Origin of the sequence: Ihubacter massiliensis, assembly GCF_024125305.1 — a bacterium.
In the GTDB taxonomy this organism is placed as follows: domain Bacteria; phylum Bacillota; class Clostridia; order Peptostreptococcales; family Anaerovoracaceae; genus Hominibacterium; species Hominibacterium faecale.
This window is the reverse complement of the sequence record NZ_JAMXVH010000001.1, coordinates 3,832,359-3,845,238: the sequence shown is the minus strand read 5'-3', so window position 1 is coordinate 3,845,238 and position 12,880 is coordinate 3,832,359. Positions and strand designations below refer to the sequence as shown.

General features: G+C 46.2%; 11 protein-coding genes. All 11 read right to left on the bottom strand.

What is annotated here, in order from left to right; translation table 11 throughout:
• Window position 1: 1 nt before the first annotated feature.
• The 11 genes from NIA71_RS17590 to NIA71_RS17540 all read right to left on the bottom strand — a co-directional run bounded on the left by NIA71_RS17590 (window position 2) and on the right by NIA71_RS17540 (window position 12,856).
• Window positions 2–1,207, bottom strand: coding sequence for a DegT/DnrJ/EryC1/StrS family aminotransferase (locus tag NIA71_RS17590; RefSeq protein ID WP_253021329.1), 1,206 nt, complete (start codon window positions 1,205–1,207; stop codon window positions 2–4).
• 28 nt (window positions 1,208–1,235) lie between these two features.
• Window positions 1,236–3,056 carry a polysaccharide biosynthesis protein gene (locus tag NIA71_RS17585; RefSeq protein WP_253021095.1) on the bottom strand — a complete coding sequence of 607 codons (1,821 nt, stop codon included), beginning with the start codon at window positions 3,054–3,056 and terminating at the stop codon, window positions 1,236–1,238.
• 359 nt (window positions 3,057–3,415) lie between these two features.
• Window positions 3,416–4,627: a right-handed parallel beta-helix repeat-containing protein gene (locus tag NIA71_RS17580; protein WP_253021094.1), complete on the bottom strand. Its 1,212-nt coding sequence runs from the start codon at window positions 4,625–4,627 to the stop codon at window positions 3,416–3,418.
• A 133-nt stretch (window positions 4,628–4,760) separates the two neighbouring features.
• Window positions 4,761–5,444: a GtrA family protein gene (locus NIA71_RS17575; protein WP_253021093.1), complete on the bottom strand. Its 684-nt coding sequence runs from the start codon at window positions 5,442–5,444 to the stop codon at window positions 4,761–4,763.
• Between the two features lie 61 nt (window positions 5,445–5,505).
• Window positions 5,506–6,459: a glycosyltransferase family 2 protein gene (locus NIA71_RS17570; RefSeq protein WP_148395469.1), complete on the bottom strand. Its 954-nt coding sequence runs from the start codon at window positions 6,457–6,459 to the stop codon at window positions 5,506–5,508.
• A 158-nt stretch (window positions 6,460–6,617) separates the two neighbouring features.
• Window positions 6,618–7,268 carry a ribulose-phosphate 3-epimerase gene (gene rpe / locus NIA71_RS17565; protein WP_253021092.1) on the bottom strand — a complete coding sequence of 217 codons (651 nt, stop codon included), beginning with the start codon at window positions 7,266–7,268 and terminating at the stop codon, window positions 6,618–6,620.
• Between the two features lie 25 nt (window positions 7,269–7,293).
• Entirely contained in the window at window positions 7,294–8,166 is an 873-nt protein-coding gene (rsgA, locus tag NIA71_RS17560; protein ID WP_148395468.1) for a ribosome small subunit-dependent GTPase A, read from the bottom strand.
• Window positions 8,166–10,085, bottom strand: a complete 1,920-nt coding sequence (pknB, locus tag NIA71_RS17555) for a Stk1 family PASTA domain-containing Ser/Thr kinase (RefSeq protein ID WP_253021091.1) — start codon at window positions 10,083–10,085, stop codon at window positions 8,166–8,168. The genes rsgA and pknB overlap by 1 nt, the downstream gene beginning before the upstream one ends.
• A gap of 12 nt (window positions 10,086–10,097) precedes the next feature.
• Complete coding sequence (locus NIA71_RS17550; RefSeq protein ID WP_253021090.1) at window positions 10,098–10,826, bottom strand: Stp1/IreP family PP2C-type Ser/Thr phosphatase; 729 nt, start codon at window positions 10,824–10,826, stop codon at window positions 10,098–10,100.
• A gap of 33 nt (window positions 10,827–10,859) precedes the next feature.
• Entirely contained in the window at window positions 10,860–12,152 is a 1,293-nt protein-coding gene (gene rsmB, locus NIA71_RS17545) for a 16S rRNA (cytosine(967)-C(5))-methyltransferase RsmB (RefSeq protein WP_148395465.1), read from the bottom strand.
• A gap of 2 nt (window positions 12,153–12,154) precedes the next feature.
• Window positions 12,155–12,856: a zinc metallopeptidase gene (locus tag NIA71_RS17540; RefSeq protein ID WP_148395708.1), complete on the bottom strand. Its 702-nt coding sequence runs from the start codon at window positions 12,854–12,856 to the stop codon at window positions 12,155–12,157.
• Window positions 12,857–12,880: the final 24 nt, after the last annotated feature.

Sequence of the window (12,880 nt, the reverse complement as noted above, 5' to 3'; positions counted from 1 at the left end):
ATTACTTCCCGAACTCCTTCAGGGCATTTCTCACTTCTGCTATAATAAAGCTTACCTGCTCATCTGTCAACTTACTATATAACGGCAAGGTAACTTCATTTTTATAAAATTCCAATGCATTTGGATAGTCAGCAATATGAAATCCCAATTTTTTATATGCAGTCATCATCGGAAGCGGTTTGTAATGAACATTCGCAGCCACTCCTGCATCAGCCAACTTTACAATCAGTTGATTTCTTTCCTCTTCCGACATACCATTTACCCTCATCAAATATAAATGGCCGCTGGAACAATGATTCAATCCTTTATGGCTTAACAGTTCTACATTATTCTTTTCAAAGGCAGCATCATATGCTTTGATGATTTCCTGCCTTCTTTCAAGCATTTGTGGATATCGTTTCAACTGTGCTAAGCCGATCCCTGCCTGGATATCGGTCATATTGCATTTATATGCCGGAGAAATAATGTCATATTCCCAAGCCCCTGCCCTTGTTTTATTAAAAGCATCCTTTGTCTGTCCATGTAAAGACAAATCCATAAACCGCTTGTAAGTATCCGTGTCTTCAACCCCTGGGATTGATTTCCAGGTCACAGCACCACCTTCTGCTGTAGTAAGATTCTTTACTGCATGAAACGAAAAACAGGTAAAATCCGCCCATTGTCCAGATATTTTCCCATCTCTTACTGCTCCAAATCCATGAGCCGAATCTGCCAGCACAACAATACGGTCAAACTTACGTTGTATATCATTGTTTGGAGAGAATTTGCCTCTATGTTTTTCCAAAATTTCATATAGTTTATTATAGTCACAAAGAATCCCTGCCAGATCTACAGGCATAATCACTTTGGTCTTCTTTGTAATTGCAGCCTCCAGCTTGTCGTAATCCATCTCTGGGCAATCATTCTGAATATCCAGCATGACTGGTGTGGCACCCACGTGACAGATTACACTACAGGTTGCTGTATAAGTATAGGCTGGAAGGATAACTTCATCACCCGGTCCTACGCCTAAAAGCCGCAAGGTCAATTCCATGGCCGCCGTTGACGAACTGAGGCAGGCAACTTTATTCGTTCCCATGTAGGCTGCCAGTCTCTTTTCAAACTCTTTTGTCTTTGGGCCTGTGGTGATCCATCCGGATCGCAATACTTCAACTACCTGTTCGATCTCCGCCTCTGTTATATCCGGCGGTGAAAAAGGTATGTTCATCTTTTCTTTCATAATTGCCTATTACCTTTTACATCTGCGGACTATACGTATCACAGACTTTTCCAATTTCCTTCTTAATGTTATTTCCATTCTTTTCAGCTACATATATTAAATTATCCAGCTGTCTCAAGAATTTTCTGCAGTCCATATCAATCGGTTGTCCAATATAAATCAACTCATTGGGTGTACTCTCCAAGCCTTCCTCTGCCATTAAGAGTTCCTCATACAATTTCTCGCCTGGCCTGAGTCCCACAATTTCAATCTTGATATCTTCATCTGGAACATAGCCCTTCAAGCGAATTAAGTTCACTGCTAAATCATAAATTTTTACAGGTTGTCCCATATCGAGGACGAAGATTTCTCCGCCTCTGGCAAGAAGGCCTGCCTGCAATACTAAAGATACCGCCTCACTGACTGTCATAAAGAAACGGGTGATTTCTCTGTGAGTCAAAGTCACCGGCCCTCCCGCTTCTATCTGTTTTAAAAATAGTGGGATTACCGAGCCATTGCTGCCCAGCACATTGCCAAACCGCACTGCTACAAATTCAGTCTCAGACATCTTATTGTAGGACTGGATGATCATCTCACAGATTCGTTTAGTAGCGCCCATCACATTGGTCGGCCGAACCGCCTTATCCGTAGAAATCAGCACAAAACGCTGTACACCATACTGATCCGACAGCTTGACCATATTTAAGGTACCCTTACAGTTATTCTTGACCGCTTCGTTAGGGGAATATTCCATAAGTGGTACATGTTTATGGGCGGCCGCATGATAAATAATTTCTGGGTTGTATGTTTGGAAGATTGTATCCATTCGCTCAAAGTCTCTGACCGACGCAATCAGCACCCTGACATCTGCCTCTGGATAATTTCGTAAAAGCTCCATTTGCAATTCATACGCGCCATTTTCATAAATGTCAACGATAATCAGCTGCTTTGGATGATTGGCCACAATTTGTCTGCATAGCTCTGAGCCAATGGTACCGCCGCCGCCAGTGACCATTACTGTCTTGTCCTTGACGAACTCCTCAACATCTTTATTATTAATAACAACCGCATCTCTTCCCAAAAGGTCTTCATAATTGACCTCACGAACCTTCTGGCTCAGTGAGGAGGTTAGTGTTGACGTAATTGCCGGCAAAATTTTCAGCTTAGCCGGTGTTTCATTGCAAAGAGAAATAATGTCACGTATCACCCTTGGTTCAGAAGACGGAATGGCGATAATAATTTCATCGATTTCATATTTCTCAGCCATATGAGGAATATCCTGACGATTACCCACAATGGGGATCCCGTGGATGTACTTGCCTTTTTTCCCAGGGTTGTCATCAATCAAGCAGGCAATCTTTGCATTACTACTATATTGTAGTTCTTTAATCAATACAGAGCCTGCAGATCCCGCTCCAACGATCATCATTCTGTGGGTCCCCGCGCCTTTTGTGTATTTATGCTTTATTTGACGGAACAGCCTTACAGAAACCCGGGAGCCTGCCAGCAAAAGAAACAAAAAGATCCAGTTGAACACATAAAAACTACGCGGCATAGCAACTCCCATAAAGAGTCGATACGCCACGTAGAGGGCTTCAATAATTAGCGACGCCTTTAAAACGGACATCAATTCATCCATTCCCGCATAAGTCCAAACCCGATTGTAGAGCTTAAACAATGCCATAACGATAATCGTAATCACAATATCTGCAGGGAGACATTTGATAGCGGGCTCAAGATACATTACATCCATAGTAAAGATACCGAAGCGCAGCGCCAACGGCATAATTGAACAGAAGGCAACAATAGCCATGTCAACCAGTATTAAGATGATAATCCTACTATATTTTTTACCCATTGGTTAAAAGTCACTCTTTTCTTAATGAATACACATTTGGTTCAGTTATTATATCCCCAAAAACTCGAATAAGTATATCATATTTTGCACAGAAATTCAAGATTACGTCAAGGATAACAAAAAATTTGGTTTTTTAAGTCTAAGTATTACATTTCAAAGCCCATTTAAAACACCATGAAAAATGCTGTTTTTTCCAAAGCGCACTTGAAGTGCTAAATATTTATTTGTAATTCCGAGTCCTGCCTTATACTATCTAACAAGAAACAGATGCCCTTTCTGCATGTTCCATATCAAAGCCCATATCAAGTACAGCGCCCCTGAAAGGTTTACAGGGGCTATTTACTCATATCTCATACAAATTATTTCCACTTATAAATCTTATTCTCCTTCTTCGACAGCTTTCTGATCGACTGCTTTGGAGCTTTTATCGCATTCTTCTTCCCTTTCTTGCAATACAATTTATTCTTCGTGATGGCTACCTTCCCATACTTGGATTTGGTATGAGAATAGACCTGCACAGCCTGTCTGCCGCCTTTGATCGTGTTATTGCTTATTGTAATCTTAGCTTTCTTAATGGAAGATGGCGCCTTACCAAAAATCGCACAATGAACACCAACAGTATATGCGCTCCCAGTTCTGCCTCCCTTGGAGTAAATTTTATTGTTCTTTACCGTTACGCTTGTCGTATTAAACAAGGCCAGTGCTTCACTTCTGATGCCTTCAATGGTATTCCCGGTCACTGTAATACCGCTGTGAAACTTATTTTTATACGTTTTCTCTTTGGAAGCATAATTGGCGCATACGCCCCTGGCTCCCTTAATATAGTTATTCAAAACCTTTATGTTCTTGCAGGTCTGACCTTTTACATATTTAGACCCATATGCTTTAATTCCCGGTGCTGTTTTGGGCGTAGCTATATCAATCTGAACCTGCTCTTCACTGCAGGTTTTGCTTGCTTTCCCTAATCCGTATATCTGGCAGTTCTGAACAGTCGCATTTTTACACGCAATCAATTCAATTGAATGGCCATTATAGTTTGCGGAAATATCGCACCCATCGATCAGGATATTTTGCCCATGAGCCAGTTTAAACATGGAGCCTTTCAGTCCGCTGCTGCTGGCGTTTTTCCAGACTCCGCCAAGAATCTTTACATTTTTCACCGAGTTATAAGAAGTAGCATCAACCTTATTGGCAATCATTCCTTTTTTCGAATCCACTTGAACGATGGTCGCACCTGACGCTTTTATCGTTGTATTATTGCCGACTAAAATGGCAAAGTTCATTCTAACCGTTTTCCCGGAAGGAATTACGATGGTTTTTGCCGCATCATTGCCGCACAGCTGCTGCAGTGCCAAGGCATTTAATTTCTCATACTCTGTCCCTTTATAATCGCTTTCCAAAGGTTGAAACTCAATCTCTCCAGCCGAATTGTAGATGCCAATTACATTACCTTTTATACCATAAATCACATCCCCTGCTGTTGCCGCAAAGGCAGAGGAAACGGAAAATGCAAAACCAACGGTCAGTACAGTGATCATTATGAGCATCTTTTTTAATAAGTTCTTAGTCATATAAAAGTCCTTTCCCACTCCACGAACTATATTGGACAGCTTTTCTAACAATAGGGTAGAGTTTGAAAACTAGTTACTCATCCTTTCCCATTATACCCCATCCCTCCCCCATTTTCACCCTAAAATACCAAATTTAATCCTTCCGCCGGGATTCATCCCCCTCCAGCGAATCCTGTTTCCGATCCCGTTCCTCCGCCTCCCAAATCAGCCGGGCAATCTCCTTCGGCGGCTCGGTAGCGATCACATTGCGCCTGGCTGCAGCCAGCGCCTTCTCCCGCCGCCTTTCCAGCGCTTCCCGGTCGAAATAGCACCCAGGATCCCGGTCATCTTTCCTGTCCATTACCTCCCGCAGCTCAGCCTCCAGCTCCTCCCTGGTCTTGCCGCGGCGGGCGCCCCAAAGACCCCGCCCGGAATCACTGAACACGAACAGCCTTTGTCCCAGATAATTGAACAGCGTGAACAGGCACATCCCCGCCAGCATGGCTACATTCTCCTGCAGCCCGCGATCCTGTCCGCTGAACATAATCATGGTCCAAGGTTTGGCCACCCCATAGGCAAGAAAATAACAAACTCCGATATTCAGAGCGAACCGCAGTCCGCTTTTAATGGCGCTGCCCTCATGGCGAAAGGTAAACCGCTTATTGAGATAAAAACTGAGAAAGCTGACAATCACATAGTTGGCGGCCGTTGAAAGCCAGTAGGACACGCCCGCCAGATTATAGAGCCCGAACATGATCGCCATGCCCAAAAGCGTATTTATAATCCCAACAATAACGAACTTAAACAAAGTCTTATCAAGCACACATCTCACCATCATATTAACAATTCCTCTTACTCACATTCCTTGGCAATAATTGAAACTCATCAATGGAAATTCATCAATCTTTCTTGATGTTTGTTTTGGCCACAATATAGATCGGTCGTTTTTTTACTTCTGCATAAATCCTGCCCACATATTCACCAATGATCCCCAGTGAGATCAGCTGCACGCCGCCGAGCACGGCGATCAGGGTAATCGTCGTAAAGTAGCCGGGTACGTCGATGCCGTAGATCAGAATTCGCACGAAGAGATAAATTAAATAGAGCATGCTGATGCCCAGGAGAACACCGCCCAAGTACACGCACATGCGCAAAGGCTGCACATTGAAAGAGACGATGCCGTCAACGCCGTAGCGGAGCAGCCGTTTAAAGGACCAGCGGCTCTCATCGAACGTCCGCTGCCGGTTGGCGTACTCGATATAGGTCTGGTTAAAGCCTACCCAGGAAAAGATACCCTTGGAGAAGCGGTTGGTTTCTTTCAGAGAAAGAACCGCTTCAATGGTTTCCCGGCTGAGGAGACGAAAATCGCCGGCGCCGTCCACCATACGGACATCCACCATTTTATTAACCAGCCTGTAATAAGTCCTGGCAAGGAAGGCGGCTTTCTTCGGTTCGCCCTTGCGGTCCCGTTTGGCAATGACCTGGTCATACCCTTCTTCGTATTTATCCAGCATTTGGTGGATCATGGAAGGAGGATGCTGTAAATCCGCATCCATTATAATTGCGCAGTCTCCAGATGCGTGCTCCAGGCCGGCCAGCATGGCCGCCTCTTTTCCAAAGTTTCGGCTGAAAGAAATGTATTTAATGCGGTCGTTTTTGGCCGCGAATTCAAGAATTAAGTTTAAGGTCTTGTCCCGGCTTCCATCATTGATGAAGATTAGCTCATAATCGTATTTTTCCGGTTTCAGCTGGTGAAGCTGCTTGATCAGTGCACCATGAAATAATCGGAGAACTTTTTCTTCATTATAGCAGGGAACGATCATGCTTAGTTTTTGCTTCTTTTTTTCATCCATAAATTTTACCCCCGACAAGAAAACAGTATACCATACAAAAATTGAAATTTCAACGTTTCTAAGGCACCACCGTTCGTCATGCCTTTACACGTTTCGAAGCCTTTCGACAGAAAAAGCAAAAAACCGCCCCCGATTCGGAAGCAGTTTTTTTATTTTTTCTAGAATAAATCCAAAAATTCGCCGACACGCTGTCTGATGTCCTCAGCGCCGAATACAGAAGAACCGGCAACCACCAGCTCCACTCCGGCATCAGTAACAGAACGGACATTCTGCAGATTGATACCGCCGTCGATCTCGATGGTAAACGGATAACCATTCTGCTCTTTCAAGGCATTGAGCGCTTCCACCTTTTTCAGCGCCGACCCGATGAATTTCTGGCCCCCGAACCCCGGATTGACCGACATGATCAAAACCAAATCCACCTCATCCAGAATATAGTCCAGAGTCGTCAGGGAGGTGGCCGGATTTAAGGCCACGCCAGCCTTCACACCGAGGCTTTTGATATGCTGCACGGTTCTGTGCAGATGAGGGCATGCTTCTTGGTGAACCGTTATATATTCTGTTTGATCGGTCACAAAATCCTCAAGATAATTATCCGGATGTTCGATCATCAAATGGACGTCAAAGGGCAGCTTGGTTTTGCCGCACAAACTCTTCATAACAGTCGCTCCGTAGCTGATATTGGGAACAAAATGCCCGTCCATCACATCAACGTGAATCACATGGGCTCCTGCCTTTTCAATGGCCGCCGCTTCCTCCCCCAGCCGGGAAAAATCGGCGGATAAAATGGATGGTGCTAATCGGATCATAACTAGTCCTTTCTATTAATCATAGTCAGTATTTTTTCTTTTCCTGTATCTCCTGCAGCTGCTCCTGATAAGATTGGTAGCGGCGGAAAGCGATCAAACCTTCCTTTGCTGCCTGACGCACGGCGCAGCCAGGCTCTTTGATATGCCTGCAATTATCATATTTGCAGCCGCCGATAAAAGGTTCCATGTCCGGATACAGATATTGGAGTTCCTCTTCATCCGCTTCCAAGACATCAAAAGAAGTAAAGCCGGGCGTATCAAAGATCATGGTACCCCCGCCCAGATCAAAGAGCTCGCAGTGGCGGGTGGTATGTTTTCCCCGCCTCGTCTTTTGGCTCACATCGCCGATTTCTGCATCCGCACCCGGTTTGAGGCGATTTAAAATCGTCGATTTTCCCACACCTGATGGTCCTGCCAGGGCGGTACGTTTTCCCTTTAGCTGATCTTTCAGCGTCTCGATTCCCTGGCCGGTGCTGCCGCATAGACAGACTACCGGATAAAGGGGCTGATAGACAGACCTGATAGCGGAAACTTGCTCCTCATCTGCCAGATCAATCTTGTTCATGCAAAGAATAATATCAGCGCCGCTTCTTTCTGCCATAACCAAAAACCGATCGACAATGGAAAGATTGGGTTTGGGCCGGGCCGCCGCCATGACCACCGCAAAGCAGTCCACGTTGGCAATGGGCGGACGGATGAACTGGTTCCTGCGTTCTGCAATCTTGGTGATCAGCCCGTCATCTTCCTGACCCCGCCCCATTTCAAATTCCACCAGATCTCCCACAAAAGGTGTAACACCGTCTTTTTTAAAGACACCTCTGGCCTTACACTGGAAAACCTCAGTGCCGCTTTTTACATAATAAAATCCTGCAATTCCTTTGATAATGGTTCCCTTCATCAACGGATGGTCCCCTTCGTAAAGTCCACTTTTTTCTTCATCATTTGTTTGTTGTCAAAGGTAACGATTACAGTAGCTGTACCTTTACCTTCCAGCTTGACAGTCTCGCCGCCGTCACTTTTCATTCTCTGCTGATTAAAAATCAGATTTCTAGTACCATCGCTGTCGGACTGGGTTACGGTCATAAAGAACATTTCGTTCTCTGCCTGACTGAAATCGATATACAGGTCTACTTCTTTTGATTCTTCCGGTCCGGTGCTGACGGTCAGCTTGACGGAAGTTCCCTTGGAGACCTCTTTATTGGCGTCGTACTGCTGCCACATAACCTGGTTGACCGAATAAGTAGTGCTCGGTGCATAATCGACTCTCCCCGGCTTCAGACCCAGATCCTCCAACTCCTGGCGGGCCGTATCAATATCCTTTCCGATCAGATAAGGAACTGCGACTTTCATCTGGGAGCCGTCGCTCAATACCAGATCCACGGATGTGCCTTCCTTCTCTGTCGAGCCTGCTTCCGGAGTCTGCTTGAATACTTTCCCCTTTTCCAGCTCACTGGCCCCGGTGCTCACGTTGCCCACTTCAAAGTTATTGGCTTCCAGCAGCTCCCTGGCCTCGGCCTCAGTCTTTCCGGTCACATCCGGCACTTTACCGTTTCCAGGGCCTTTACTAATATTAACCTTGATGGTAGTCCCTTTCTTAGCAGTGGTATTGGCCTCCGGATTTTGCGAAACGACCTGTCCCTCAGGGATTTTGGGATCGGAGACCAGATCCCCCTGTTCCACCTCAAAGCCTACCTCTTCCGCCAGCTTCTGAGCCTGCTCCAGGGTCTGACCGCTCAGATCAGGCACGATAACCGGTTTGCCGCTGAACAACCCCATAGCTGCGGCCACAGCAACCGCGGCCACCACGACCAGACCTGCGATCACGCCAATCACAATCTTTTTGTTTTTGCTCATACCGCCTTTTTTCTTCTTTTTCTTTTTTGGCTCCTCGTAATCGTCCTCATCATCCTCGCCATCGTCAAAATCCGTATCTACCAAAGGTTTCTCCGGATCATCGTTTCCGGTCATGAACACCGAGTTTCCGACAACGCTTCCCACAAACTCCAGGTTATCCAGTGCCTTGATCAAATCGTCGGCGCTGGCAAACCGGTTCGTCTGATATTTATCCGTACATTTGAGAACGATGCGCTCCAATGCCGGCGGAATGCCGGAAACCAATTTTGAAGGCGGTACCATTTCGCTGTTGATATGCATGAGGGCGATATTCACCGGATTGTCGCCGTCAAAAGGAACTCTTCCGGTCAGCATTTCATACATTACAATTCCCAGTGAATATATATCGGATTTCTCATCCACGTAACCGCCTCTGGCCTGCTCTGGGGAAAAGTAATGAACCGACCCCATGATTCCGCCTCCGGTGGTATCGACAATGGTGGATGAATTGACCGCTTTGGCGATTCCGAAGTCGGTGATCTTGGCAGTACCGCCGGCAGTAATCAGCACATTATGGGGTTTGACATCTCTGTGTATAATCTGATTTTTGTGGGCAACGCTCAGGGCGGCGGCAATCTGCTTTGCCAGTTCGATCGCCCTGGGATAAGGCAGCGGTCCCTCCTCATGGATTAAATCGCTGAGGGTTCTGCCTTCCACCAGCTCCATGACGATATAGTGTATATTCCCTTCCTGGCCTACGTCGAAAATATTTACAATGTTGGGATGAGACAGGCTGGCAGCTGCCTGGGATTCCCTCCTGAAACTTTCGATGAATTTTTGGTCTTTGACAAATTCCGGTTTTAATACTTTGATGGCGATATAGCGATTCAAAAGCTTGTCTTTTGCTTTATAGACAACAGACATACCGCCTTCGCCAATCTTTTCAAACAGTTCATATCGCCCAGCTAAGATCTTACTGCTCATTCTCATCCTCCCTTATATTTTCAAACAGACTACGGTGATGTTATCCCTGCCGCCGCAGCGGATCGCTTCTTCCACAAGACGGGCGCATGTTCCTGACATGGTATTCTTTTTGCCCAGTATTTCAACAAGCGTTTGTTCATCTACCTCACCGTAAAGTCCGTCCGAACAAAGCATCAATATATCGTTCTTTTCCAGCTGAGTCTGAAAAAAGTCAGCTTTTATCGCAGGTTCTGCTCCTACGGCTCTGGTGATCACATTTTTCTGGTTGTGGTTCTCCGCTTCCTCGGTGGTGATCACGCCGTTGCGCAGAAGTTCGTTTACATAAGTATGATCCTCTGTAATCTGTGAAATCCTCCCTTGGCGGTATAAATACGCGCGGCTGTCTCCCACATTGATCACATAGGCGGTATTCTCCCTGATGTAGGCGATGACCACTGTTGTGGCCATGCCCTTATTTTCTTTATGTTTTTGCCCCATCTGGTAAATCTCTTCATTGACCAGTTCCAGGCACCGGGTAAAATATTGATAAATCGATTGATCATCTCTGCAGTCCTCAATGGGGTTGGCAGCCACATATTCGGCTACGCCCCGCACACAGGTCCTGCTGGCGATCTCCCCGGCGTTGTTTCCGCCTACACCATCAGCCACAACGTAAACGTTGTGGCTGGGAATGACGAAACACGCGTCCTCATTATTATTGCGAATTACCCCGGTATTGCTCTTAAATCCAATTTGCGCCATATTCATTTCTCCGCTCAAATGTATTAACAAATGTTATACGAGGCCCCTGCTTTTCTTCATCACGCAGATAAAAAATCCGTCGGTATGATTGATATGAGGCAAGAGCTGAATGGCCTCTTCCTTTTTGAAGCTCGGGTTCTTTTTGAGAAAGTCAGCAATGATTCTCTGATTTTCATAAGGGTTAATGGTGCACGTGCTGTATAGCAGCGTTCCGCCCGGCTTGACATACTGAGAAGATGCGGACAGGATTGCCAGTTGCTTCTTTGGCAGCAGCTCCATCTCCGTAGTTTTTTTCTTATATTTGATTTCCGGCTTTCTGCGGACCACGCCCAAACCGGAGCAGGGAACATCCACCACCACTCGGTCCGCCTTTTCGATCATGGACGAATCCACTCTGGTCGCATCCCAGGAACGGGTTTCCACATTGGTGATCCCCAGCCGCTCAGCTTCTTTATCGATGATATCCAGCTTTCTGCGATAAATATCGGATGCAATGATACTGCCCGTATTGTTCATTCGTTCTGCAATGGCCATCGTCTTTCCGCCGGGAGCCGCGCAAACATCCATCACCACATCTCCATGCTTAGGATCCAGCTTTTCCGCTACCAACATCGAGCTTTCATCCTGAATGGAAAAGAGGCCGTGCTTGTAAAGTTCCGTGCCTAAAAGCTCGCTGCCTTTGATATGAAGGGCATTCTGGCACAGCTCGCCCGGCGTCACTTCATACCCCTTCTCTTCCAGCTTTTGAATCAAGTCCTTTTTTATAATCCGCAGCCAGTTGAGCCGTATGGTAGTTTGAGGCGTTTCATTGCCGGCTTTCAGCATTTCTTCCACAAAATCCACTTTATATTGTTCCAGCCACAGCTCGATGATCCACGGTGCATAAGAGTATTTTATAGATAAATACTTGACCTCATCTTCCGCCCGATCCGGGAGCTTGATGGAGAACTTTCGATTCAAATAATTTCTCAGGACGCCGTTTACGAAGCCCTCTCTGCCCCGGCAATATCGTTTGGCAAGAATAACGCTCTCGTTAACTGCCGCGTATTCAGGCACTGAATTCATGCATCCCAGCTGATAAATTCCCATCCTCAGTACTGTCAGATCACTGGTTCTAAGCGAACCTGCACCCGAGCTCACAAGCTGGTCGATATAATAATCAAGCAGCAGTTTGTTTTCCAGCACTCCATAGACCAGTTCCCTGACAAAGCCTTGGGAATTAGGCTTATTGCAAATAATCTGGTGGTTCAAAGCGATATTGGAATAGGATTTTTTTGATTCCACATCCATCAGTGTTAAATAAGCGGTTTTCCTGTTTGCATCCATGATCAATCACGCTCCCTAATCAATAATAACCTTATTAAATTTAAAACGGCTGTCGCAAGGGCCGCCACGTAGGTCATGGCTGCCGCGGATAGGACCTTCTTCGCGCCTGAAATCTCATCCGTACCGATAATACCCAGGCTCTGCAGCTGCTGGATCGCTCTGCTGCTGGCGTTAAGTTCCACCGGCAGCGTTACCAGATGAAAAACCACCACGGCCGCAAAGAACAAAATCCCGATATCGAAAACCAAGTTTCCGGTTGTGACTCTTCCGGTACCGGAAATCACGATTCCGATAATCAGCAGCAACCAGGAAAGATTGGAAGCCACGTTGACCACCGGAACGATGGCGTTTCTGACTGTCAAAAGCGTATAGCCCGCCCCATGCTGGATGGCATGTCCTGATTCATGGGCTGCTATACTGACCGACGCGATTGTCGCATCGTTATATACTTGAGCGGAAAGACGCATGACCCGGTCCCTCGGGTCATAGTGGTCGCTGAGCGTTCCTCCCACCATTTCAATCCTTACGTTCTGAAGACCGTTTGCATCCAGCACTCTTCTCGCTGCCTGCGCCCCTGTTATGTGGGTCCGGTTCTGTACCTGCGAAAATTTTCGATAAGCACGATTGACCTTTCCCTGTGCGTACAGCGTAAATAAAATTGCCGGAATCAGCAGAATAATCGTAGGATCAAACATCCCAAACATCGGCATATTCCGTACCCCTCCTTT